General features: G+C 37.7%; 26 protein-coding genes. 5 read left to right on the top strand and 21 right to left on the bottom strand.

Features of this window, described 5'->3' with window-relative positions; all coding sequences use genetic code 11:
* Positions 1–22: 22 nt before the first annotated feature.
* Entirely contained in the window at positions 23–250 is a 228-nt protein-coding gene (locus MK805_RS12205; RefSeq protein ID WP_240876174.1) for a glutaredoxin family protein, read from the bottom strand.
* 68 nt (positions 251–318) lie between these two features.
* On the opposite strand from MK805_RS12205, the gene MK805_RS12200 reads away from it, so the two are divergent.
* A complete protein-coding gene (locus MK805_RS12200; protein ID WP_240876173.1) occupies positions 319–2130 on the top strand; it encodes a menaquinone biosynthesis decarboxylase in 1812 nt (603 codons plus the stop codon).
* A gap of 183 nt (positions 2131–2313) precedes the next feature.
* Here MK805_RS12200 and yunB read toward each other — a convergent pair whose 3' ends face one another.
* Positions 2314–2967 (bottom strand): sporulation protein YunB, encoded by a 654-nt coding sequence (gene yunB / locus MK805_RS12195; protein ID WP_240876172.1) that lies wholly within the window; start codon positions 2965–2967, stop codon positions 2314–2316.
* A gap of 162 nt (positions 2968–3129) precedes the next feature.
* Here yunB and MK805_RS12190 point away from each other — a divergent pair, with 162 nt between their 5' ends.
* Together MK805_RS12190 and MK805_RS12185 are read left to right on the top strand one after the other, a co-directional pair.
* Complete coding sequence (locus MK805_RS12190; protein WP_240876171.1) at positions 3130–3924, top strand: thymidylate synthase; 795 nt, start codon at positions 3130–3132, stop codon at positions 3922–3924.
* The gene (locus tag MK805_RS12185; RefSeq protein WP_240876170.1) at positions 3921–4400 is read left to right on the top strand and encodes a dihydrofolate reductase; all 480 of its coding nucleotides are present in this window, start codon (positions 3921–3923) and stop codon (positions 4398–4400) included. The genes MK805_RS12190 and MK805_RS12185 overlap by 4 nt, the downstream gene beginning before the upstream one ends.
* Here the strand turns inward: MK805_RS12185 and MK805_RS12180 are convergent.
* From MK805_RS12180 to MK805_RS12100, 17 genes are all read right to left on the bottom strand, one after another.
* The gene (locus MK805_RS12180) at positions 4397–4975 is read right to left on the bottom strand and encodes an isoprenylcysteine carboxyl methyltransferase family protein (RefSeq protein WP_240876169.1); all 579 of its coding nucleotides are present in this window, start codon (positions 4973–4975) and stop codon (positions 4397–4399) included. The genes MK805_RS12185 and MK805_RS12180 overlap by 4 nt on opposite strands.
* Positions 4972–6042, bottom strand: coding sequence for a type III polyketide synthase (locus MK805_RS12175; protein ID WP_240876168.1), 1071 nt, complete (start codon positions 6040–6042; stop codon positions 4972–4974). The genes MK805_RS12180 and MK805_RS12175 overlap by 4 nt, the downstream gene beginning before the upstream one ends.
* A 111-nt stretch (positions 6043–6153) precedes the next feature.
* Positions 6154–6453, bottom strand: coding sequence for a hypothetical protein (locus tag MK805_RS12170; RefSeq protein ID WP_240876167.1), 300 nt, complete (start codon positions 6451–6453; stop codon positions 6154–6156).
* A gap of 41 nt (positions 6454–6494) precedes the next feature.
* A complete protein-coding gene (locus MK805_RS12165) occupies positions 6495–9092 on the bottom strand; it encodes a helicase HerA domain-containing protein (RefSeq protein WP_240876166.1) in 2598 nt (865 codons plus the stop codon).
* An 11-nt stretch (positions 9093–9103) separates the two neighbouring features.
* Positions 9104–10639, bottom strand: a complete 1536-nt coding sequence (locus MK805_RS12160) for a CD3337/EF1877 family mobilome membrane protein (RefSeq protein ID WP_240876165.1) — start codon at positions 10637–10639, stop codon at positions 9104–9106.
* Between the two features lie 118 nt (positions 10640–10757).
* Positions 10758–13238 (bottom strand): ATP-binding protein, encoded by a 2481-nt coding sequence (locus MK805_RS12155; RefSeq protein WP_240876164.1) that lies wholly within the window; start codon positions 13236–13238, stop codon positions 10758–10760.
* Positions 13235–13636: a TcpE family conjugal transfer membrane protein gene (locus MK805_RS12150; RefSeq protein ID WP_240876163.1), complete on the bottom strand. Its 402-nt coding sequence runs from the start codon at positions 13634–13636 to the stop codon at positions 13235–13237. The genes MK805_RS12155 and MK805_RS12150 overlap by 4 nt, the downstream gene beginning before the upstream one ends.
* Positions 13633–13902: a hypothetical protein gene (locus MK805_RS12145; RefSeq protein WP_240876162.1), complete on the bottom strand. Its 270-nt coding sequence runs from the start codon at positions 13900–13902 to the stop codon at positions 13633–13635. Before MK805_RS12145 ends, MK805_RS12150 begins: the two co-directional genes overlap by 4 nt.
* A gap of 1 nt (position 13903) precedes the next feature.
* Entirely contained in the window at positions 13904–14788 is an 885-nt protein-coding gene (locus tag MK805_RS12140) for a conjugal transfer protein (RefSeq protein WP_240876161.1), read from the bottom strand.
* A 21-nt stretch (positions 14789–14809) separates the two neighbouring features.
* The gene (locus MK805_RS12135; protein ID WP_240876160.1) at positions 14810–15406 is read right to left on the bottom strand and encodes a class D sortase; all 597 of its coding nucleotides are present in this window, start codon (positions 15404–15406) and stop codon (positions 14810–14812) included.
* Positions 15403–16239 (bottom strand): LPXTG cell wall anchor domain-containing protein, encoded by an 837-nt coding sequence (locus tag MK805_RS12130; protein ID WP_240876159.1) that lies wholly within the window; start codon positions 16237–16239, stop codon positions 15403–15405. The genes MK805_RS12135 and MK805_RS12130 overlap by 4 nt, the downstream gene beginning before the upstream one ends.
* Positions 16240–16590: 351 nt before the next feature.
* Entirely contained in the window at positions 16591–17076 is a 486-nt protein-coding gene (locus MK805_RS12125) for a TspO/MBR family protein (RefSeq protein WP_240876158.1), read from the bottom strand.
* A 14-nt stretch (positions 17077–17090) separates the two neighbouring features.
* Entirely contained in the window at positions 17091–17993 is a 903-nt protein-coding gene (locus MK805_RS12120) for a TIGR01777 family oxidoreductase (RefSeq protein ID WP_240876157.1), read from the bottom strand.
* A gap of 453 nt (positions 17994–18446) precedes the next feature.
* Entirely contained in the window at positions 18447–18647 is a 201-nt protein-coding gene (locus MK805_RS12115) for a hypothetical protein (protein WP_240876156.1), read from the bottom strand.
* A gap of 86 nt (positions 18648–18733) precedes the next feature.
* Positions 18734–19840, bottom strand: coding sequence for a radical SAM/CxCxxxxC motif protein YfkAB (yfkAB, locus tag MK805_RS12110; protein ID WP_240876155.1), 1107 nt, complete (start codon positions 19838–19840; stop codon positions 18734–18736).
* A gap of 79 nt (positions 19841–19919) precedes the next feature.
* Positions 19920–21515, bottom strand: a complete 1596-nt coding sequence (locus tag MK805_RS12105) for an ABC-F family ATP-binding cassette domain-containing protein (RefSeq protein ID WP_240876154.1) — start codon at positions 21513–21515, stop codon at positions 19920–19922.
* Positions 21516–21892: 377 nt separating this feature from the next.
* Positions 21893–22543 (bottom strand): hypothetical protein, encoded by a 651-nt coding sequence (locus MK805_RS12100; protein WP_240876153.1) that lies wholly within the window; start codon positions 22541–22543, stop codon positions 21893–21895.
* A 247-nt stretch (positions 22544–22790) separates the two neighbouring features.
* On the opposite strand from MK805_RS12100, the gene MK805_RS12095 reads away from it, so the two are divergent.
* Positions 22791–23222 carry a DUF2621 family protein gene (locus MK805_RS12095; RefSeq protein ID WP_338057501.1) on the top strand — a complete coding sequence of 144 codons (432 nt, stop codon included), beginning with the start codon at positions 22791–22793 and terminating at the stop codon, positions 23220–23222.
* 136 nt (positions 23223–23358) lie between these two features.
* Entirely contained in the window at positions 23359–23562 is a 204-nt protein-coding gene (locus MK805_RS12090; RefSeq protein WP_028776793.1) for a cold shock domain-containing protein, read from the top strand.
* A 183-nt stretch (positions 23563–23745) separates the two neighbouring features.
* Here MK805_RS12090 and MK805_RS12085 read toward each other — a convergent pair whose 3' ends face one another.
* A complete protein-coding gene (locus MK805_RS12085) occupies positions 23746–24054 on the bottom strand; it encodes a YunC family protein (protein WP_240876152.1) in 309 nt (102 codons plus the stop codon).
* A gap of 56 nt (positions 24055–24110) precedes the next feature.
* The gene (locus MK805_RS12080) at positions 24111–24368 is read right to left on the bottom strand and encodes a DUF6154 family protein (protein ID WP_240876151.1); all 258 of its coding nucleotides are present in this window, start codon (positions 24366–24368) and stop codon (positions 24111–24113) included.
* Positions 24369–24390: the final 22 nt, after the last annotated feature.

Genomic DNA, 24390 nt, shown 5'->3' with positions numbered 1-24390 from the left:
GGAGCTTTTTACAATCATCCATTTATTTATTAAGAGCTTCTAAAATTTCATCCGGTTTTAATCCCTGTATTTTTATATCTCCTATAATAGTTACAGGAACACCAAGAAAACCCATTGCTTTTACTTCTGCTATACGTTCTTCATTATGACCGCAATCTCGTACTTCATATCTAACATGATGATCATCAAGAAATTGTTTCAATATGGTGCATTCAACGCAATGAGGTTTAGTATAAACAATGACTTCCATAGCAACTCCCCCTGTTCTTCTTATATAATAAACCATAGTTCACAAAAACTATCTATAGGAGAACAGACATGCATCTTAATTTGCGTTCCTTTTTGAAACAGCTTCGTCGTGAAGGCGAATTACATACCATTGAGGCACAGGTTGATCCCTATTTGGAATTAGCAGAAATTCACCGCAGGGTAATTGAACAAGGTGGACCAGCACTTTTATTTACGAACGTCGCTGGAAGTCCTTTTCCTGTAGTTACAAATCTATTTGGTACAACAAGACGGGTAGAACTAGCTTTTGGGCCGAGACCTGAACAGTTGATGAAAGAAGCTGTTCAACTTACACATCGTCTCATGCCGCCATCAATCAGTGCTCTATGGAAAGAAAAGAAATGGCTAAAAGAATTATTAAAGGTTGGATTTCGTTCTGTACCAGCCGAGAAGGCTCCTGTACTAGAAGTATCTCAATCAAATGTCGATTTAAAAAAATTGCCTGGACTCACTTCTTGGCAAGAAGATGGAGGACCTTTTGTCACTCTCCCTCTTGTATATACACAACATCCAACAACACATCAACATAACTTAGGGATGTATCGGATGCAGATTTTCGATGCCACTACAACAGGAATGCATTGGCAGATTCATAAAGGCGGCGGTTTTCACTATCATGAAGCAGAAAAAGCAAATCAATCCCTTCCTGTGCATGTTTTTTTAGGTGGTCCACCGGCACTAATTGCGTCTGCTATTGCACCTGTACCTGAATTTTTACCAGAACTTCTCCTCACATCTTTGATTCTTGGTGAAAAATTACCAGTGATAAAAGATGAACAAACTGGATATCACATCGTTTCTGAAGCCGAGTTTTTACTTAAAGGTTCCGTTGCACCTCATGAACGCAGGCTGGAAGGACCTTTTGGCGATCACTATGGTTACTATTCATTGGCTCATCCATTCCCTGTTTTTCAAGTGAATAAAGTATTTCACCGGAAAGATGCGATTTACCCTGCTACTATAGTAGGAAAACCGAGACAAGAAGACTACTTCCTTGGCGAATTTTTACAAAAACTACTCTCCCCTGCCTTTCCTATGGTGATGTCAGGAGTGAAAGACCTGTGGACGTATGCAGAAACTGGATTTCATCCATTAGCAGCTGCGCGTGTGCGAGAAAGCTATAAACGAGAAGCTCTAGCTCATGCTTTTCGTATACTCGGAGAAGGACAACTGACCCTTACCAAGTTTTTAATGCTTACAGATCAAGATGTATCATTAGAAGATTTTTCAGCTCTGTTCACTCGTATACTTGAACGTTTTGATCCTGCTAGCGACTTAATCATCTTAGAAAATACATCTATGGATACATTGGATTACACTGGTCGGCGGCTCAATCACGGAAGTAAAGCCATTCTCCTTGGAGTTGGCGAACAAAAACGAAATCTACCAAGAGGTTATGAAGGTTCTGCACTGCATGGTATCGAGCATATTGTCACTTATATACCGGGTGTTCTTGTATTGGAAGCCAAAAATAGTTTTGCTTTGCATCCAAACTTAGCAGAAGAATTATTAGATAATTTCCATGATCAGCTCCAAGACTGGCCATTTGTTTTTATTGTGGATGACCGAAAAACAGTTGAAAATCAAACTTCATTTCTATGGACGATCTTCACCCGTTTTGACCCAGCATATGACATTTATGCGCGTGCGACACTTGAACGGCACAAGCCTAGATATCAACTACCAATTATCATCGATGCCAGAATGAAACCAGATTATCCAGCTGAATTAGAAGTGGATCCAAAAATAAAAAATGTCGTCGATTCTAAGTGGAAAGAATATCAAATCCCTAAAGAAAACTTGCCGATTGACAAGCCTTTCAAGGCGCAGACAGAGGCTTAGTTGCACTTATGCACCTCAGACTAGGGCACAAGCACACCAAGTGTACGGGTCGTGCTAATGCGCTAAGCGCAAAGTCACGCCTCTGTCTCGCTACGTCGCTATGCTCCTAGTCTCGCTTTGTAGATAAGATAAAATTTATACTTTCTTATCTACTAAGAAATAAAAACGCCCTTTAAGGGCGTTTTATTTTACTGGAGGAACTGGCATCTGTTTTACCGTCCCTTGGTCATTGTAAAAATAATAATTGGGTACTTTCCCGACTACAAGCGCTTGTGCAATCGGATAATTCACTTCTACTGGTAACAGTTCTTCTTTAAAAGGAATTATCAAATCCATTTCTGTTTGTATTTTTAAATTCATCGTAACCATTACCATGTTGATCCCTTGGGATTCCAACTTTGGTACAAAACTAACTTTTACTGTCCCTTTTGGCCAAAGCTGAATAGAAAGGGGCGGGCCGTAGTTTGCAAATATATTGCTGTCAAGGGCTTGACCAAGGCGTATATCGATAGGCTTATCTCGCAGATGTTTCAATACATCTTGAATCCTGGAGGTTGTATTTTGGTAAATTTTCGCCTGTACTTGTTGATTCATCTGTATATAAGAAATGTTACCTTCATGATCCTTTTGAATGTTCATAACTTCATTTAACTCATTCCCCAGCTTAACTTGTTCTCCGATTCCCTCCACAATTGCTTCTTGTGCTAATCGTTTTGCTTCTGTTTTCGCAATTTGAACAAGTATTGGATGAACATTTCGATCAACCAACCAAACTAATGCAAAAAGCACGAAAAAAATAAAAATACTCCAGAGCATTATTTTTTGTTTTCGACGCATTCGTTTCCGAAACAAGCTGATACACCCCATTTTTCCCAGAGAAAGGAATTGACACAAATCCAATTAAAGCTGAAACTAGAAAAGGAGTTTAAAGACAAATCTATTTTTCTTTTCACAGCTTATTCAACTAAGGACAAAAGTATGGCAAGTAGGGGGATAAAAATGAAACAATACTTGGATCTATTAAATAACATTTTGGAAAATGGGGAGAAACGAAAAGATCGCACTGGTACTGGTACCATCAGTTTATTTGGACATCAAATGCGCTTTCCCTTGCAGGAAGGATTTCCACTCATTACTACTAAAAAAGTACATCTTCGCTCCATTATTTATGAATTATTGTGGTTTTTACGCGGAGAAACGAATATTCAATATCTAGTGGATAATAAAGTGTCTATCTGGGATGAATGGGCAGATGAAAACGGCGAACTCGGGCCTATTTACGGAAAACAATGGCGCTCTTTTCCCAGTCCTGATGGAAAAACTGTAGACCAAATCAGCTGGGTTATTGAAGAAATAAAAAAGAATCCTGACTCAAGAAGACTAATCGTTAGTGCGTGGAATCCAGGCGAAATAGAGAAAATGGCACTCCCCCCTTGTCATTTGCTATTTCAATTTTATGTGTCAAATGGAAAACTTTCTTGTCAGTTATATCAACGAAGTGCCGATACGTTTTTAGGTGTTCCGTTTAATATTGCCAGCTACGCCCTGCTGACTCATATGGTAGCTCAAGTAACTGGACTTGGTGTAGGCGATTTTATTCATACTATTGGGGATGCACATATTTATCTCAATCATCTTGAACAAGTGAAGGAACAGCTGACAAGAAAGCCATTTCCTCTGCCACAGCTGAGGTTAAATCCAGATGTAAAATCTATTTTTGATTTTCGTTATGAGGATATCACGATTGATCATTATGTTGCTCATCCTCATATCAAAGGAGAAGTCTCCGTATGATATCCATCGTAGTGGCTTATGATGAAAATCGAGTGATCGGTTACCAAAATCAATTACCTTGGCATTTGCCTAATGATCTAAGACATTTTAAAGAATTAACAATTGGAAAAACAATAGTGATGGGAAGATCAACGTATGAATCGATCGGTAAAGCCCTTCCTGACCGAAGAAATATTGTCCTCACTCGTTCAACTTCATTTCAAGCAAGTGGTGTTGAAGTTGTTCAGCAAATGGAAAATATTTTCACTTTGGGTGACATTATGATTATCGGCGGGGCATCTATCTATAAACAATTTCTTCCTTATACTGATCAACTTTACATCACAGAAATTCATCATTCTTTTCAAGGTGACACCTATTTCCCAGAATGGAATGAAGAGGACTACCAACTCATCTCCAAAGAAACAGGGATAGAAGACGAAAAAAATATCTATCCCCACACCTTTTATCATTTTTCAAAAAAAGATCAAACTTAGTCTGTACTTGATCGGTTCCAACTCGGGAGAAAACGCCGTTTTTCTCCCATTTCTTCTTCGTAGTTGGTGACATCTTTCAAAGCAAATTCTTCCATTGGGATACGAATTAATACCATTGTGAGAGTGTTGATAAATGTTACCATTGCTGAAGTCAAATATGCTCCAAAAATGACAGGAAAAACGAGTAACTCGATTGCTACCACCACATAATTAGGGTGACGCATATATTTATAAGGACCAGTCACACTCGGTTTATGACCTGGGACTACCCAAATTCTCGTATTCCAATACTTACCCAAAGATCGAATACACCAGTATCGCAAGACTTGCGTACATGCAAAAATTAGCAAAGGTACATAGGCCCATGATGGAGGTTTCGCACGAAAAATCAAGACCTCTCCCCATATCCCAATAAAAAACAATAAGTGAATAAAGACAATTAATTTATAATGCTCTCGACCAACCTCATAGCCACCTTGGCTTGCCATCCAAGTACTATTTTGCTTAGAAATAGCTAACTCTCCTATTCGCTGGACTACTACAATCCACCACAACAAAATCATCCACGATGTCATATGGAAACACCCCCATTCCAATCTAACAATAGTAACTCAGAACTAAATCCTGGACCCAGAGCAGTCATCAAACCATAACCAGAAGTAGGATTTGTTTGTAAAACTTGTTGTAGAACAAATAACACAGTTACAGATGACATATTGCCAAAGTACTTCAGTACGTCATATGCATAAATAAATTTATCTTTGGACAACTGCAAAGCTGATTCGTATGCCTCTAATACTTTCTTCCCACCAGGGTGAGAGATCATATAAGTAATATCTTCTAGCTTGATTTCACATTTTGCTAAAAACGTATCTACAACTGGTTTTACTTGTTCATGGACTATAGATGGAATATCTCTAGAAAATATAACTTTCAAACCATCATCCACTACTTCCCATCCCATTACATCTAAAGAATCAGGCCAAATAGTACTCATACTATCTACTATAGTAGGCCCATTTCTATTTGGTATAACATTTTCACCTACCACTAAAACAGCCGCTGCCCCGTCCCCAAATAACGAAGTTGCAACAAAATTACTTTTACTATTGTCTTGAGGCCGATAAGTTAAACTGCATAATTCTACTGCCACAAAAAGTACCCGAGAATCTGGGTAACTTTTGGCAAATTCATAAGCTCTAGATAAACCAGATACCCCACCAGCACAACCGAGACCCCAAATAGGGGTACGTTTAATGTGTGTCGATAATCCCAACTGATTGATAAGATGAGCGTCTATACTAGGAGTAGCAATTCCTGTTGTAGATACAAAATAAATGTGGTCAATTTGTTTTGGATGCGTATTAGATTGTTCTAAACATTGACGTATCGCATCTTCGGCTAATTGACAGGTCATCTGAGTATATTTTTCATTTCTTTCGGGAAAAGTGTGCCGTCTGCTAAACCAATCAGGAGGACAACTGATATAACGTTTCTCGATTGCAGTATTTTCAAATATCGTCATCATTCTATCCATTTGTTCTAACGAACCACCAAATAACTCTTCTGCAAATGCTTTGGCATCCGATTGGGATAATTCGTATGGCGGTACTGCTGTTCCCACGGCGACAATTTTCGACAATACGATGAACCCCTTTAGCATTTTTTCCTAGCTTAACCATTTATATATAAAAAAATAGCCTGTTATTTGACAGACTATTTCTAGATGATTTATTTGTATATAGGTGAAACTTTATAGTCGATGTCGTACCTTTAATATCAAATAACGTAATCCACCAACGATTACACCCATAATCACTTGGAAAATAATCGATTGATTAGGAATCAAACTGGTCAAAATTAATACAGTAGCAATTGCCCAACCAAACGATAATACTAAGGATGACCAAAAATAAACTGTCACAATCAAAAACAAGAAAGCAACAATTGCCGTTGCCGAAGATCTAAGAGCAATCCCTATTACAAAACTGAGGAGGATGACTTCAAAAAAGGGTAAGACAGAACGACCAAATCCGTGAAGAGTTTTTAACATCTACTTTACCTCCCATACAGCATCATCCTAAGTTAACACTATTAAGTTAACTCTTGACGTTGCTGCTCCATATAATGAGAGATCTCTTTATCTAATTCCTCTACTTCTCTAGCTTCTCCTGACTCAATCATCCTTTTGATGCCCCAGTCCAATCCCCATTTAAATGCTTCTTTCCGTTCATTTGTTTTGTAGTTGGCAATTTTCCCATCAGGTTGAAAAACAGAGGGTGGTAAATTGGAAACTACACAAGTTGTTACTGTTTTCCGTTGGTTCTTTTTGGAATGAATATATACAGCTGCTGTACGTTCTGCTAGCTTCTCTACAAATGACGCTTTTAGATGATTACGGGTCAAGTCTTCGATCTCATCTGCACCTTCTAACTGTGCGCAGCTAATAATCATTCCAATATTTCCTTTCATTGCTTGCATAAGCTCTTCATTATTAAACTGATCAATTTCTCTTGTTATCAGACCTATACCTAAATCACATTTATCATCACTCAAAAAGATTTCTGTAAATAAAGGAATTTGAATCAGATGCGCTTCATCGATCATCATTAGATGAAATTTTGCACCCACTGGACGTTTAATAGCTGCTTGATAATAGTGATTTACTAGTTGACCGACTGTTACCTTTAATTCGTGATCCTTCATTCCATCAAGGTCAAAAAATACCAAATGACCTTCATTGAGATACTTATTGATATCTAGTGTCATTTCTTTTTGCAGATACATTCTTCGCATGGTAGGATCTTGCAACAATGGATCTATATGATTGAGAATCCCTTCTACCTCTCTTTTTAGTTCTTGTTGATCCAGTTTTGTCCAGAAACGTTTTACGTATGGATCCTTTCCTTTTTGAACAATCTTGGTACGAAATGTTGGATCTCGGAAAAATTCATCTACACATAAGATCGTATGTCGTTCATCATGTTCCATCAAACTGTGTACAGCCAAGGTCAATAATCTTTTCATCCTTGTGAGTGATTCACTTTTTCCGTGTTTGTGCAGCAAGACTTCAGCTATTTGTTCCGCAATCTGATCAATCGGTATTTCATTGGGATTTGCTAATAAATTTAAACCAACCACATGGGATGTGTCACTCGATAGATTAAAGTGGTGAATTTTTTCTTTCGGGATTTTCTCTCCATTTTCTTCTAAAAACCGTAGTCTATTTTCAATGATAGGAATCATTTCACGTGCTGGATCCAAAATGGTAAATCCTGGGTGATTATCAGGGTCTTTTAGCCAATCATCAATCATGGACTGGATAATTTGTGTTGACGCACTCGATCTGCCCATTCCACTTGTTCCTGAGAGAAGAAAATGTTTGGTGAGCTGGTTGTAGCTAATCCTTACCTCACGAGCATGTAACGGGTGTTTAGCCACTCCTATGAGAACTCCCTCATTTAATTCATTATCTTCCAATGTACGTTGATCATTTACCAAGTGCAAGAGAAATCCCCGGCTATTCTTATCCATTTTCTCCGGCTCTTTATAAATCCAATGTGTCGACGGTGGCAAATGAAATAGATTCGCCAATTCATTTCCATCCCAAATCATAAAGCTAGAGGGATACGGATACGGAACTGGATTTTTGTCTTTTAAAGGATTCCAAAGTTTTTGAGGCCAAAATCGAATTGCTCCATCATAATTCATTGCTGTTTCAATCGCATTTGCAGATGATCGAACAATAGAAACAGCATGTTCATGATTGGACCACAGGCTTAATCTCACTTTAAAAGAGAGTTCTCTACCTGTTAGTCTTTTCATCAAACTGATTCTGCGGGCTTTTTCTTCGGGCTCCATCTCCGATATCTTTTTATCTTTAAAACTGTCCATCACATCTTCTGAACGATCTTCTAATTTAGACCAGCTAACTGGAGAAAATTGGATATCGAGAAATGTACCCGGCCGAAGTGAGTTTAAAATATTTCCAATGGGACTTTCTTTTTTCTGTTCCAATGATGCTAATGGTAGTCCTTTTCTTTTCCCTAATTGAAAAGTGAAAATACCTCCTGAACCGCTATTCTCTGGCTCCGGAAATTGCTCCTTTGTTATTTCGTGAATCTCTGCTGATGGATAAACACTTTGAATTGTATCAAATACACTATTTTTCTTATCTTTTGGATAAGCCATATAAATTCCAATTTCATTTGATCCAGTAGGAATTGCAAAACGTATACGAAACCATGGGTTTCCAAATTGGATACGCCGAGTCAAATGACGAATCATTCCACCAAATGTACGAGTCATCATAGTAATTTTATCGATTTCTAACTCGATATTATCCGCTGGTAAGATACGAAGATATCTCACACCTTTAATGGCTTGTCGTCGGTAATACATGACCATTAGCCATCGAATTAGGATATACAATAAAGGAATACAAACAAGTATCAAAATAACAGTCGGCAACCAGGACAGGATAAGGTCCCCAGATGCTTGCATAGTTGAATTTACGGAACTTACTGCCTGTGAAGTATCAGGTGACTTCCCTTCAAGCCTAGGTTGTAAAAAATCCCAAATTTCTTTTAGGAGAAACAGAAATGCTAATGGTAATACAGCATAAAACAATACATAGCGTGGTATTTTCGCCAAGTCATCAGGTCCGCCTTTAGGCATTTTTAACCAACTCATATTTCTCCCACCTATCTTGGAAATCTAATCTTTTCAATCCTTGTCGTCGCTGTCTGTAAATATTTTTTAAACTGTTTCCTTAAATCACTAGAATTATCGGTATACTGTGTAAATTTACCAAGTGATCCATTCACGATGCTGATAAGTTCATTTCGTTTCCAAATAATACCTACAGTCAATATAAGCTGCATAATAATTGTCCAAGCATAACCAAATTGTTGAGGAGGAGTTAAATTATATAGAATCTGTGACAAAGTTAAGATCATACTCAGCAATACACCCAAAACAATTTTCAGAATTTGATAGCCAATGAATTTTTTACTCCAATCCATCGCTAGTCCTGACCATGCTGGATAGAGAGCCATCAAAAATGCAAAAGGAGCAAAGAGTGCAAAGATGACAAAGATAAATTGATATACCAAAATAGCTCCAGCAACAAATAGGAATACTGCTCCTAATATCAGATGGGATACAGCCAGCAGTCCAAGCAGTGTTAAGCGTTGGAATACACCCAAACTCGTTACCATTACATTTGGTTCATACCCTAGAGCAGGATTTCCTAAGCGCTCTTCTGTGACAGCTTCTATCCGCGCTTGGCTTCCGGGCTTATTATTTAAAATACGCCCAATACGTTCTGGTTTCAGTTCTGGATCACCAGAAGTTTTCCCATACTGCAGCATAAGATAAGGTTGGTAAATCAACATATCATATAGCTTATCAGCTACTACAAAAGAAGAGACTTGTGAGGAATATTGGTTTGAATTAGCAGTTGATTGTTTTTGGTGTTTTCTAGCAGCTTCTTTATCTTCAGTAGAGTCTTCATTCGTTTGATTTGTACTTACCATATCCGCTTGTAGTCCAACACCCATAATCTCTTGACTAATTCCACTACTGATTCCATTCAAATATTTCATGATACCACTAGAGTTGTTAAAAAAGGTCAAAGAGACCATTAAAATAAAAATAGTTCCAATTATACCGGTCCAAGCACTTGATGTATCTCGCTTATATAGTCCTTTATATGCAATCCAAGCACCTGCTAATAAAATCATAAAGGTTAAAAAGTTGCCCCATATACCGGTATTTCCAACAACATGACCATTAAAGCCCACAAACTTCTGGATAATAGCATCGATCTTATCAGCAAATATATCGACGATATCTAGTGAAAAACCGTTCTCAACCCCTGAAATCACTAAAAAATCCCAAATTAATATCATCTGCCAAACAGAATTTACAAGGAATGAGTGAGCTAAAGCATATCCCGATTCAGAAAGATTACCTCCTAAATCCCAAGAGTTATCATTTGGAAATTGAATCTCTAAATAATACCTGCTCGGTTTGTACTTTGCATATTTGACATCATATCCTTTTAGTTTGGCGGCTTTTATCCTTTCCTCTGGAAAATGAACTAACGAATCAAACATAAAATTGTACCCTGTTTGATTAGGTAGAGTCTGCGGTTCAGCACTAGCCTCCCCCAGCATCGATGTCCACAGGTAACACACCAATATTCCAACAGCCAACCATTTGCTATACTTTTTCATGAGATCTCTCCACCTCTAGGTTGGATATTTATTGACTTTGAATCATACCGTTCACATAGATATCGTTTCACTAGAGGGTAGAAATTTTCATGTATAACGATAATCAAAGTCGATGATTCTAAACTTTCATGGTCTTTGTCTCGATATGTAATTTTTTTGATCCTGGTCTTGTATCAAATGCTTCTAAAAGTCTGTCCTCCATAATGCAGATTTCTAGCTCATTTACTCGTTTTTCAAGATCAGACATGAGACATGTACCCGTTGGCAGATTTCTTACTTTTTCAATGTTAGTTTCATTCACTTCTATTCCTAATATATGGCAAGCTGCTTCCGCTTCTTTGTTGTCACGACAACGAAAGACAAAACGGCATCCTAGATTAGATCTGATCTCTTCCCCTAACATATCTTTCGCATTCTGACTGATGAGATAAATTGCAGAGTTTTTACTTCGTCCAGTTCTTACTAGTTCTTCTAATATCGCACGGCCTTCGCGAACTTTAGCTAAGCGCCATGACTCATCGAATACAACCATCTTAAATTGGTCAGAAGACTGATTGGAAAAGCGACGAGAAAAATCAGAAATTGCCATTAATAACGCTATACCCATCCGACCAAAATCAGTCTGGCTTTCTTCTGGAAGCTGTAGATCTTCAATTTGCAAAATAGTAAGTGGCTTCGATAAATCAATCGCTTCTTGCGTTCCATCACCGAAGAGGAGTTGGCCTTGTCCCGAAGTTGCCAAGTAGCTTAAAACATCGATCATTTCTTCTAAACTATCCTGTCTTTTTTCTGGTAACTTTTGGACACCTTCCATCAATACTTCTATAACCATTGTCATAGAAGGTTTTTCAGCTTTTATTACTTGATCCACCACTTTTCCAAGTACAATAGCTTCATAAGTGCCATCTGCTGCTCTGGCTAAAAACTGTAATATTCTCTTCGCTGTTTCAGCTGCTGCAAATTTCTCTTGTTGTGACTTAGCACCCATGAGTGGATCTAATTTTCCACGATCTGCTATTCCTGAACGCAAGGTAATCGTATTTGTTATAGGAGCGAGCTCAGGCAGCATCTGCGGCCAGTGTCCTCTTTCATCTTTTGGGTCGAAGATCAACACTTTCGATCCTTTTAATAAAGCTTGATATGCAAGAAGGTTTGCGCCTAATGATTTACCAGCACCTAGTGATCCAATAAAGGCAGCAGATGCAGTAGTACTCAATTTCTTATCTTTTGGTCCACGATCATGTTCAAAAAACACTGGCAGATTTTTGGACATTCCAATAAAAAATCCTTGTCCATCACCTAGTTGTCTAACTGCACCCAGCATTCCAGCAGCAGATGCCGTTGGATCCATGTGGTGAACATAATCAGTAATGTAACGTTTACTGCCAGGCAAAAATTCATTAAAACCTCGCCACTGGTCCCCATAAGGAATCTCTATTTGCACCATCATTTCACTATATAAATCTTTGATCAGTTGTATTCTCAGTTGTAGTTCATCTTTACTTCTAGCAGACACACAGAGGACAATAGACGTTTGTAGTAGGGGAAACTTGTCTACTCTTAAATTATTTTCTAACTCCAGTGCTTCTTGTCTACTATTTAAAATATGAAAGGATGTATCTTCACCACTTTCCGCAGCATGTTCGTCTTCTGCTTTTAATTCTTTCTTCTTATTTTGCACTTGGGAAAGTGCCTTTCTGTATTCAATCGTTTCTGTTCGCACAGATGCTTCCACCGGAAATGGGAGTTTCACCAAGGAATAAAGCCATTCTGTACCTGGTACTGGGGCTTTGTCTGGAATGTGAGAAATAGTTAAAAAAGCCATATAACCAAGTCGTGGTTTTCCTGATACGAATTGCTCAACAACTAACTGGCGCCCTCCAGATGCATCGAATCGTCCTTCTGTTAAAGTTAAAATATCTCGGGTTGGGCGAATTGCTTTCTTTCCTTTAACTTCTACTGATACTGCTTTTGGTTTCCATTGATATCTACCTGGGGGGTCACCAATACCTCGGTAAAAACCTCTGCGAATAAGCCATTCCAACTCACTTGTTTTTAATCGTTTTACTGATAAAAACCCATTCAGTCGAGAAAAAATAGTCTCTTCCTGAATCTGATAGGCAAGCAGTTCTTCTTCAAGAATCTCTGGGAAATCTGTACCTGAACTATTTAACAAATATCTTTTGAAATCTCTCCACGCATAAGACATTTCCCGAAAGAAAGATAGACCGGACACTTGAGTTTCTTTAAGCTTAATACCAATAAAAAAACGGTACTGGTTTAGTTCCTTTTCCTTCAAGTGTTTTAAACTTGCTTGGATATGATCTTCACCAGGCTGTAGCAATTCTGAAACCAAAGATTGTTTCATAAACAATTTTTTTTCTTCCAGATCTTCCGAAACAGGAATCATCAAGGTGTGAATATCCGCGTTCATGTTCCAATAAAAAGCCTCCAATTTCCCATGGAGGCTAAGCTTGTCATCAACTGTGAGGTAATCATAGGTATAGCCTGCAAGTTCATAATAGGCTGTAACAGTTCCATCTTGGGCAAATACAATATTTTTTTCAAAATATTTAAGCGGGAAAGGAAAGGTGCTCAAATATTGTCACCTCCACTGTTGAAACGAAAAGCAACTTCACCTTCATATTGATACTTTTCGTTAGTTGTCTTTTTTAATTTTTGATAGCGGGCAAAATGATTACAAGAAAGGAGATGTTCAAAGTAACGAAATAAAAAACGATGAGGTGCTTTTCCATCCAATGTTTTACGAGTAAAAAACCACGAAACCAAAATAGGTATTCCTATAAATTTCACTAGATAATAGTTTCCAAACCAACTCATCATTGGCAACGTATTTAATAAAAGCATGATAAACAATGCACCTATAAAAAACCCTAATTGTCTATAAGAGACAGGGATTGGTAAAGGAATCCCCTGAATCGAGTAAACCGTTTTTTCGATGCGAAATACTTGGTTGTAAATCCTAATTTGTTTCATTTTAAATAAGCCTCAAATAACCATTGGAATCCATTCTGTCCCATTTGCTGCACAAATTCCGGTTTAAACACAAACACACTAACCAACATTGCAAAGAGAACAAAACCTAAAAATGCTGTAAATGCCCGTTTCCAAAATAAGGTCACACTTACAAAAATAATGATGAGCATAAAGATTGCGCCAATTTCACTGCCCATTGATTCTTCCAATTTTTTACCTGGTCCATCCGCAGCCAAAAACGTCAGAATGGTACTCATATCAAACATTCTATATCTCTCCTTGTTTCATTGATATCACATACCAACGGTCACTCTCATTGACCAGAGTAAAAACATAGTGATTCACAAGTTGTACCCCTGTCTGTACATCTTTTAGGGTTACATTGCAATTGACCACATATTGATCATCTACTTGTGTGACATTCAAATTATCCATACTCACAAAACTTTCAATGGAGGTTAAACCAGCGGATGCTTGCTTATTTTTAAAATAATAAGCTATTTCTTGTGGTTCTCCATTCGTATATACTTTCCAAAATGTTTGCATGAAAGTTTCCGCTTGATTTGCAATTTCTCCAGAAACAGGGCTTCCTTCTGATTTCGGTTCATCTATTGCAATATCACTAGCAACTGGCGGCGGGATCAAGTAAGGCAGATCTACCACTCGAAAAGAATCACCAGCTTGTTTGATCGGAACAACCAAATATCGATCGACCCTTTTTTGATCTGATGGATTGGATAAACTTGTTAAAATCGTTTCTGCATAAACGGTTACTTCTTTTACTCCATCTCCACGATCTTTTGCTTGCCATGCATTTATATTCTGGGCATATGAGTTATATTTCGCAGCAGTCATATCCAGCCCAGCTTGTACATCTAAATTACTGATTAAAAACGGCTGTAGCCTTTGTTTTCTACTGTCTTCTTTTCCCTGTGTCCAGAAAAAATACTCTTTTGTAAACTGCTCTGCAAAGGCTAGTTCTCGTGTATCGGTAGTTTGAATTTTTTGTTCATCTGTTGCTTGAACTTTTCTTGGTTCTACAGGTATCAATCCAAATTGTATGGACCATGCAATTGTAGAACTTAAAGCAGTATAGATTAGCAACCCCCAGAATAAAAACCTAGTCATCCTTTGTTTGCTTAAACGATTCATGGATGAAAATCTCCTCTAAATTTACTTCACTAGTGTAGCTTCAATTATGTAACGTTTGGGAGCAGGTCCAATAAAAATAAATGGATAACATGTTGCTAATGTCAATATCGGTTCACCACGCGGGACAATAACAGTACGATCATCAGGATTAGTAATCCACATTTTTCTTATCCGATAAGTGAATACCCCTTGATTGGAAGATACTTGGAGAAGATCTCCTTTTTTTAATTTTCCCATCCGACGAAAAACGGTATCGCGATGACCTGCAATTACACAATTGTCCCCTTCACCTGGTAGAACACTACCTGCGTAATGCCCTGCACCCACACTTAGCTCATCTTCGTCTGTTCCCTCGATCACAGGAATTTTCACTTTTAAACGAGGGATAATCAAATCTGCAAAATGTTGTCCTGTTTTAGGTCGTTGATCTTTCGGCACAATAATTGGCAATTTTCTACCTATCGGCAATTTGGCATTTTCTTCTTGTTTCACAACCTCAGCAGTCGAAATAACCGTTTCGTTATTTTGTAATTTTTGGAAGTATAGGATAAGTGAGTAGCTTCCATATGCTACTCCTGCTGTAACGATAAATAGAGCGATAATACGGTCCCATTTCATTCTGGTTTTTCACGTTTACGTCGAAGTAAAAAAGCCCCCGCTAATGCAACACCTGCACCTAATGCCGCTTGATTTAAATCATTTCCCGCAGTTTGAGGTAACTGGCCACCTTCTTCAGTTTGGGGAAGCAGAACATCTGACTGTTTTGTTTTGTTTACTTTCGTACTACCATCTTCCTCTGCTTCATTAGAGTCATGAGTCGAACCTACTTGCGGTGTAACTGATTTTTCTTTGGCTTTTGGCTTCTGTTCTGTGGAGGAATGAGATGGTGCAGGCTTCTCTTTTTCGGCATGTTTTGTCGATTGTTCATTTTTTGGTGTTTTCTCTTGCACTTTTTGTTGTTTCGTTTGGCTTTCTTTAGGTTTGATTTGTTCTTTATTTTGTTTGGATTCAGCTGTTTCTTTCTTCTGCTGCTCTGAAGTCTGGCTATTACCCTTTTCTATATGTTTATGTTTGTTTTCATTGATATTGGGTTGTTGCTCTGTAACTTTGGACGCAGGCTCATCTAATGGCGGATTATTTGGTGTAATCTCACTAGATTTCGTCTGTGGTACTTTCATCTGCGGTAGTTCAACATTTTCGTTTTGTTCTACTTTGGAAGGCGGTTCGTCCAAAGGTGCTTTATTTTGAGGATTCCCATCCAACGAATTTGCAAATGCACTACCTACACCAGAAGACAATCCTGTTACCAAGCAAAGAGAAAGAACTGCTGTATTGGATACTTGACTCAACTCGTTTTTTCGCTTGCGAAACTTCCTAGGGCGGTGATGTAAGAGCGGATCTTCTTCTTCAATACGTAAAGATTCCAATACTCGTTTTGGATCCTTTTGCATCGGAATGCCTCCTTCAAATCCTGAGCGAAAAAAGATTTGGTCAAATTCACCAAATCTCGTCGAACATCATTCAGCAAATTTTGTCTTTCCTGCTTCTTATCTTAAACATAAATAGAACTAAATGTGCGTCTTTTCTCTATATTATTACAGAACAAACCCCAATTTCAACACTTTTTCATATTTTTCGGACATTAGGGCTTGACAAATCACGTTTTATTTCGACAATAATCATTTGCTGATCTTCCATCAAGCAAAAAAATAGCCCTCTTTTCTTGCTCGGAGGACATTTGCCAAAATCTTAATTTTCGCCAATCAGTAACGATATTTTTTTATTCATCTTTGCTTCTCCTATTAAACTGGATTTAACATCCATAATGATAAATTAAGCAGAGCAGCAAACGTAACCCAAATTGCATATGGAACAAATAACAAGGCTGCCCATTTTGATAGATTTCTAGAAATGACAATGTAATAAAATATAGTAAATACTAATATAAAGATATCTACCAATGATAGTATCAGAGAATGCAAACCAAAGAACAAAAACGTCCACAGTAGATTTAAAATCAACTGTGCAGCATAAACTTGCAGCACAAATTTACGAATCGGAGTCCTCTCCTGTATATAAACGAGCCACCCTGAAATTGCAATCAAAATATATAGTACTGTCCATACAGGTCCAAATATCCAATTTGGCGGCTGAAAAGTTGGTTTTTGAAGCCCGGTAAACCAACTATTTTCTCCTATTTCTGTCATCAAGGCTCCAATTAATGCCACCGAGAAGCAAATTGATAGAAATACAGAGAACGAAAGTATAGCATGCCTACGTTCCTTCACGATCACTCCCCCTTCTAGTTGTTAAACATATGCTCCAAGGTTCGTTTTAAGTCCGAATACTCGAAAGTATATCCGCTATTTATCAATTTTTTAGAGGATACTCGAATCCCATCTACTAGCAGTTGTTCTGCCATTTCACCATATATCGCTTTTAACAAAAGAGCTGGTATTGGTAAAACAGTTGGCCGGTTTAATATACTTCCCAATATTTTTGTAAAACGGTAGTTGGTTACAGGTTCTGGACTAACTATATTCACTGCACCTTTTAATTCTTCCTTTTCTATTAAAAACTGGATGATATCAGGTATTTCATCTAGAGCAATCCAACTGAATGCTTGTCTTCCTGTCCCAATCTTCCCCCCTAACCCTAATTGAAATGGGAGTAACATCTTTTTTAAAGCTCCAGCGTTTTTATCTAAAATTACTCCAAATCTCATATGTACAACTCGGATACCTTTTTCTTCAGCTGGTTTTGTAGCATCTTCCCACTGCTGAACTACTTCCGATAAAAAACCTGTACCTTGAACACTGTTCTCATCCAACAGCTTAGAATAAGGATGATTTCCATAATAATGGATAGCAGATGCTGAAAGCAGACATTTTGGCGGATTTTTTAACTGAGCCAAAGAAGAGGATAGGAATTTCGTCCCTTGTACCCTGCTCTGCTCAATCTTTTCTTTCTGTCTTTTTGTCCACCGTTTACTTATGTTTTCACCAGCTAGGTGAATAACTACATCCATACCATTCAATTGTTGCAAATCCAAGAACTGTTTTTCTGGATCCCATGAAATTGTTGGCTCTTTTACATGTGCATTGCGTGAGCGTATAACTCGAAAGATTTCATGTCCCTGATCACTTAGTGTTTGAACCAAACGTTGACCAACCATTCCGGTTGAACCTGTGATTGCAATTTTCAAGAAATCCCCTCCATAACACTGATAGCAACATGCCGTTATTTTCCTGTTTATGACAAATTATTCCTAATAATATATTTTCTCCCACGATTCCATTTCCCCTTCAATTAAGTAGAAGAAAGGATGAATATCGACATTTTTTTCTATTCCCAATAATTTCTTCTTAAGTTCATGTATCATGGAAACAGTTAAGTAAAGATGCAAACTCAAACAAAAAAAGTATGTAATTTAAATGAGTTGGAAGGAGATTTTCATCCTTCATTTTCCCTTTCATTATAAAAGGCAACCTCTATAAGGTTGCCTTTTAACATTTGCTTTTTTCACGCAAATAGCAATTACTTTTACTAAGATATCCCTGACACCACCTTTTAGATGGCGTCAGGGGGGATTCGGCAGGTTGTTAGTTTGACGAATCTAGGAGACCTTTTTCAAGGCTTTTGTCTGTTTTTACTAATTTCAACCTTTCCAAATCCTAGAAATGATTCTCAAAACGTTTTGGATCTTGATCCACAAAGGTGCGGTCTTAGCTGCTCTATTTTTATCCGCTGCCAACTCCAAGGCGATTTCAGCCAATGGGGAGTCCGGATGCTCTTCAGCGAACTTTGCGAACTCTACTGCACCTTGCCTCAACTGCTGGATGACAGTACTCGTCGTCACGACACTCCTTTGTGTCAATCGATACCTATGTTATACGCATCTCATTATATCAGATATTTTCGAATAATATTAATGATTCTTCATCTTTAACATACTTGGACATGCGATTTTCTATCTTTAAATTCCCACGCCGGATAATAACTATCTGCTACTAGCAGATTTGGTCCGGTACATTTTGCTGCTGGACACATGCAATGTAATCGATTAGCTTGTGGATGTTGTAACCAATTATGAAAAATATCCACCAATTTTTGGTTCGAGATGTTGCCAAACGATTGTAACTCTGCAAAATCAGTTACCGTTACATTCCCTGTAAATAAATTGATATTCAACCGATTTCTACCATCTGGGTCTTGTCTTACTGTAATGTCTGGGTGTTGGTGCAACTTTACCCATAAGTTTTGATCCCGTTTATCATCGCTGCATGGAAAAAAAGGAAGCGTGCCAAATAAGACCCAAGTTTTTGGTTCCTTGATCAAATCTTCTACTGCTTGACGATATTCTTCTAAGGAAAGCAGGGACATCCCTTTAGCAAAATCACTCGGATATAAAGGATGAACTTCATGTCTCTGGCAACCCATTGCAACAACTTCCTCATGCATAGCTAAGATATGAGGAGCCGTAAATGGACTTAAAAACGTTTCTGCTGAAACAAATACACCACCATCCGCTAATTTCTTCGCATTGTCCTTCATCAGCGTAAATGTTCTTTCAGCTATTTTTGTAGATACCATTCGATCCATTTTGGCATAGACCATTCGGTGAAAATCTTGATAGTCCCGGTAGTTGTAAGATATATGCACGACATCCACATCTTCGATCCAATCTTCGTATCGATTGTATGGTAGCGTTAAGTTTGTGTTCAATTGTGTATAAATTCCGCGCTTTTTCGCATATTGCAGGATCGGTTTTATGGCCTTCTCTACTGTATCAGGATGAAAAACGGGCTCTCCACCCGTTAAACTGATTGTTTGCAGTGTTTCTACTTCGTCTAGCCGTCTAAATACTTTTTCCAACGAGATAAAAGGCATTTCTTTTTCAAGTAGCGTCTCTCCCACTGCACAATGCTCACAGCGAAGGTTACAAAGATTGGTAACCGTAAACTCAATACTTGTCAATTCATATCGTTGTTTTACTTGTACTGTATTCCAAGCGTCCCATGGGTCCCACTGTGGAGAAATTGGCTTCTTCATAACTTATCCTCTTCTTTAATAGATGAAAATGTCATCTACATATATAAAAAATTCCAATCATCAATCGACAACATATTTCCTAGGAAATAGACAACCGCCAATCCAAATATTCATCATAAGTCATTTGCTTGTCAATTACCCCATCTGGAGTAAATTCAATGATTCGATTCGCAATGGTTTGTATAAATTGGTGATCATGCGATGCGAACAAAATAGTACCAGAAAAATTGGTCAATCCTTTGTTTAAAGCAGTAATGGATTCAAGATCAAGGTGATTGGTAGGTTCATCTAAAATCAATAGATTTCCTCCACTGAGCATCATTCTAGCGAGCATAGAACGAACTTTTTCACCACCAGACAGTACACTCGGTTTCTTCATTACTTCGTCCCCTGAAAAGAGCATTCTTCCCAAAAAGCCACGCAAATAGCTCTCTGTCTGGTCTGTGGAATATGGCCGTAACCAGTCGACGAGGTTCGACTCATTTCCTTGGAAATAGTCAGCATGATCCTTTGGAAAATAAGCTTTCTTAATCGTAATCCCCCAATGAATTTCACCTGCATCCGGATTTGCTTCCTCCATCAAAATTTGAAAGAGAGTCGTTTTAGCTAATTCCATATCACCCACAAAGGCTACTTTATCACCTTTATTGAGGGTGAAACTCACTTGATCCAACACTTTTTCGCCTTCGATCTCTTTTGATATTCGATCCACACGTAAAATATCATTACCTGCTTCTCGCTCTGGTTCAAATTGAATAAAGGGATATCGACGTGTAGATGGTTTTATATCTTCTAATGTAATCTTTTCCAATTGTTTTTTTCGTGAAGTAGCTTGTTTGGATTTTGAGGCATTTGCACTAAATCGAGCAATAAAGTTTTCAAGTTCTTTTCGTTTCTCTTCTAGCTTTTTGTTCTTTTCTCTTGTTAACGTTAGAGCAAGTTGGCTAGATTCATACCAAAAATCATAGTTACCAACATACAAACGAATCTCACCAAAATCAATATCCACCATATGAGTACAAACTTGATTTAAAAAGTGACGATCGTGAGATACGACAATTACTGTATTTTCAAATTGAGCTAAAAATTCTTCTAACCATCGGATTGCTGCGATATCTAAATGGTTAGTAGGCTCGTCTAGTAATAAAATATCAGGCTTACCAAACAATGCTTGAGCTAACAATACTTTTACTTTTTCCGGTCCTGATAAATCTGCCATTTTCTTTTGATGAAGATCATCGGCAATTCCAAGTCCAGATAATAATATAGCTGCTTCCGATTCAGCTTCCCAACCACCCAATTCGGCAAACTCTCCTTCTAACTCAGCAGCACGCATTCCATCCTCTTCAGAAAAATCAGCTTTCGCATATAATGCGTCTTTTTCCTTCATGATGTTATATAAACGCTCATGACCAATGATTACCGTTTCGATAACAGGATACTCATCGTATTGGAAATGATCTTGTTTTAATACAGCTAATCTTTCTCCTGAACCAATCGAAATTTCCCCTGTATTTGCTTCTATTTCGCCTGATATGATTTTCAAAAACGTTGATTTCCCTGCTCCATTAGCCCCAATAACTCCATAGCAATTACCAGGGGTAAATTTCAAATTTACATCCTCAAACAACTTTCGTCCGCCGATACGGTAGCTTACATTACTGACATGAATCATTATTTAGACATTCCTCTCCTATCTTCTGGATACCTTATTGTAACAAATAACAACGTAGTGTTGTTTAATTACAACTATTTCTCCCTAACTTTACATGTAGATTACATTGTAGCAATTTTCAAGACAAATCGCATTGCTGTCTGTATACTAAACCTATCAAGTTAAACAAGACTTTAACAAACTTACATAGATGAACGGTAAAACAATTTTTTGGGGGAATGAATGATGAACGCAACAGTAGGGATTTTAAACGCAAGTCTAATGAGCATTCCATTATGGGCTTCCATATACGCGATTATTCAGCTTTGCTTCTAGGCCAATTGGCCTTTTTTTATTGTAAAAGGACTGGAGCTAATTGCTCCAGTCCTTTTTGACGGTTAACCATTTTTATTGTCTATAAATAATTTTGCTACTTGTGGACCGTAGTTACTTCGTACCAGTTGAAGCTGCTCTTCACTTGGCCGCTGAACTTCCACTAACAATTTTTGGTGTTTAAGATAAGTTAATAATTTACTAAATTCTTGTTTTCCTATGGTTGAAATATTGATATCATATGTTTTTCCATTTCGAAAAACCAAACGGTTTATAATCGAAACTGTATCACTATTTCCGTCTCCAAACACGGTTAGTACAGACTTCTTTAAGTCTTTCCAATCAACTGTTTCTTTATCTCCAACGTTCCAAAATTTAGATTCCACTACTTCTCGATCCGAGATATAGAAATAAGAATCCATACTAAAGACCTGAAGTGGAAGCAATAAAACAAACAGTATGGTATTAATAGTAAGACACCACTTTTTCATTACCTTTCCAGTGTCGCCTCTTTTGGTGAACAAATAAAAATAGACAGCAATCGTACATGCGAAAAGGGCGAAAAATAAAGTACCAGGTTTTCCTTGAAAGTAAAATATCTTCATTTTATCGGTATAAATTAGCTTTTGTCCTGCTAACAGTATTCCACCCAGGATGAGTGTTAAAAGGAGGGAAGTCGCTAGGCGAAATCGATAATGGTTTTTTGTTTGGCTCATAAAAAAACTCCTTCCCTGTCAATATATATTATACATCTTACTATACTGTTTACTATCCCCCTATTGTGGCACCTATTCATTACAAAAAGAAAAAAATTCTTTTACAGATTTACTACATCCTTTGATTTTTTCGAAATAGAGCTTAATCTTCTTAAAGTTGTCACTTTTTGACCGCAAACAAAAATCCATCATAAACAGTTCATTTTTGTATACAAACTCCTTATAATAAACATGAGGTGAATGATTGGTGAATACTCCTTATTTACTATCCGTTTTCTACCAGTTTTTTTGGGTTGCATTGATTGGTTTAATGGCAATTGGTGGATATTTCATGTTTCGGAAATTTCTAAAGAGCTTACCTAAAGCAGATGGAAAATCGGAATTGGATTGGCAAAATCACTACATTGAGAAGACAATACATTTATGGAATACCGAACAAAAATCTCTCTTAAATGATCTAGTGCTGCCAGTTCCAGAACTGTTTCGAGATGTAGCAAAACAAAAAATAGCTGGTAAAATCGGGGAGATTGCACTGGGGCATAATGCCTCCCAAATGACAGAGGCTTATATTATAGAAGGCTATATTTTAGCCACTCCTAAAAGAGATCACAAATGGCTTATCAAGACATTGCAAAAGAAAAACATTGATCTGAAACCTTACGAACACTTGCTAGATTGATTCCCTTTGTGGCATAATAGAGATCAGAATTAAAAAGTGGAATACCCAAGTATGGTCTTGTGGCCTCTTGTAAGTAGGTTCATCGATCCAGTTTCTTAGGATCCGCTTTTTAATATACAAAAGGAGGCCCAAGAGAATGAAGGGTAAAGTTAAATGGTTTAACGCAGAAAAAGGTTATGGTTTCATCGAGCGTGAAGACGGTGGCGATGTATTCGTACACTTCTCCGCTATCCAAGGTGACGGATTCAAAACCTTAGAAGAAGGCGAAGCAGTAGAATTTGAAATCGTTGATGGCGATCGTGGCCCTCAATCCGCAAATGTTGTTCGTGTAAACGGATAATGATTATAAAAAGAAAAGGAAGCACAAATTTGTGCTTCCTTTTCTTTTTCCATTATACTGAAAAGAATAACTTCCATATGAGGTGGTTGTCATGAATAAAAAACGGTTGATATCTCAAATTCTTCGATTTGCTGCCAAGTTTGTTCTGCCTCTCATCTTAAAAAAACTATGGAAAAGACGGAGTTAACGAAGCATTCTCAGTAGCGCATCCGATCCAGTCATTCCTTCCGTAATGCCTAGATCTCTTGCTGTATGGGTAACAGATTCTAAGGGAGCTACAAGCAGTTCCTCTAACGTCTTCACACCAACCGCTCTACCCGCAATAATTCTCCGACTAGACAGCCGATCATTGAGCAAACCTACATCTAGAGCTCCACACATGATATAACCGATATCAGTAGTAATCGCGAGCAATGTTGTTTTGGGCAACTTCACTTCAACACCCAGAACAGTAGTTTTTTCATCAATATTTATTGGTTTTAAATCGATCAAGAAAAACACTCCTTTCCCTTGCTAGCCTATGAGCAAAAGCGGAAAAGAGTGCTTTTTTAATGCAAACGCGTACTGTCTGTAAACGACTTTAAAGTATTTAATTTACCATCTTGAATCATCCTAATTTTTAGCATCTCGACCAAATATATCCCAATCATTTGGGAAAGTTCATCAATGCTTAATCTTTCCAGCAAACGAAGTAAATCCTCATGTGATTGTTCTTCGAGTAAGTTAAGTACAATAGAAATAGCATCTTCTTCATCATCTTGAAGCTGATCACGGTACATGGAATATACTTCGTCAGCAAAACTCATGGAAAATCCTCCTCAAATTCGT

It is taken from the genome of Shimazuella soli, assembly GCF_022511585.1.
Lineage (GTDB): Bacteria > Bacillota > Bacilli > Thermoactinomycetales > Thermoactinomycetaceae > Shimazuella > Shimazuella soli.
Note: the sequence above shows the minus strand (reverse complement) of the source record. Positions and strands in the feature narration are given on the sequence as shown.

Excerpts from the sequence above, each read along its gene's own strand:
- MK805_RS12205 (WP_240876174.1), bottom strand. The coding sequence starts at position 250 with ATGGAAGTCATTGTTTATACTAAACCTCATTGCGTTGAATGCACCATA.
- MK805_RS12200 (WP_240876173.1), top strand. The coding sequence starts at position 319 with ATGCATCTTAATTTGCGTTCCTTTTTGAAACAGCTTCGTCGTGAAGGC.
- yunB (WP_240876172.1), bottom strand. The coding sequence starts at position 2,967 with ATGCGTCGAAAACAAAAAATAATGCTCTGGAGTATTTTTATTTTTTTC.
- MK805_RS12190 (WP_240876171.1), top strand. The coding sequence starts at position 3,130 with ATGAAACAATACTTGGATCTATTAAATAACATTTTGGAAAATGGGGAG.
- MK805_RS12185 (WP_240876170.1), top strand. The coding sequence starts at position 3,921 with ATGATATCCATCGTAGTGGCTTATGATGAAAATCGAGTGATCGGTTAC.
- MK805_RS12180 (WP_240876169.1), bottom strand. The coding sequence starts at position 4,975 with ATGACATCGTGGATGATTTTGTTGTGGTGGATTGTAGTAGTCCAGCGA.
- MK805_RS12170 (WP_240876167.1), bottom strand. The coding sequence starts at position 6,453 with ATGTTAAAAACTCTTCACGGATTTGGTCGTTCTGTCTTACCCTTTTTT.
- MK805_RS12165 (WP_240876166.1), bottom strand. The coding sequence starts at position 9,092 with ATGAGTTGGTTAAAAATGCCTAAAGGCGGACCTGATGACTTGGCGAAA.
- MK805_RS12160 (WP_240876165.1), bottom strand. The coding sequence starts at position 10,639 with ATGAAAAAGTATAGCAAATGGTTGGCTGTTGGAATATTGGTGTGTTAC.
- MK805_RS12150 (WP_240876163.1), bottom strand. The coding sequence starts at position 13,636 with ATGAAACAAATTAGGATTTACAACCAAGTATTTCGCATCGAAAAAACG.
- MK805_RS12145 (WP_240876162.1), bottom strand. The coding sequence starts at position 13,902 with ATGTTTGATATGAGTACCATTCTGACGTTTTTGGCTGCGGATGGACCA.
- MK805_RS12140 (WP_240876161.1), bottom strand. The coding sequence starts at position 14,788 with ATGAATCGTTTAAGCAAACAAAGGATGACTAGGTTTTTATTCTGGGGG.
- MK805_RS12135 (WP_240876160.1), bottom strand. The coding sequence starts at position 15,406 with ATGAAATGGGACCGTATTATCGCTCTATTTATCGTTACAGCAGGAGTA.
- MK805_RS12130 (WP_240876159.1), bottom strand. The coding sequence starts at position 16,239 with ATGCAAAAGGATCCAAAACGAGTATTGGAATCTTTACGTATTGAAGAA.
- yfkAB (WP_240876155.1), bottom strand. The coding sequence starts at position 19,840 with ATGAAGAAGCCAATTTCTCCACAGTGGGACCCATGGGACGCTTGGAAT.
- MK805_RS12105 (WP_240876154.1), bottom strand. The coding sequence starts at position 21,515 with ATGATTCATGTCAGTAATGTAAGCTACCGTATCGGCGGACGAAAGTTG.
- MK805_RS12100 (WP_240876153.1), bottom strand. The coding sequence starts at position 22,543 with ATGAGCCAAACAAAAAACCATTATCGATTTCGCCTAGCGACTTCCCTC.
- MK805_RS12090 (WP_028776793.1), top strand. The coding sequence starts at position 23,359 with ATGAAGGGTAAAGTTAAATGGTTTAACGCAGAAAAAGGTTATGGTTTC.
- MK805_RS12080 (WP_240876151.1), bottom strand. The coding sequence starts at position 24,368 with ATGAGTTTTGCTGACGAAGTATATTCCATGTACCGTGATCAGCTTCAA.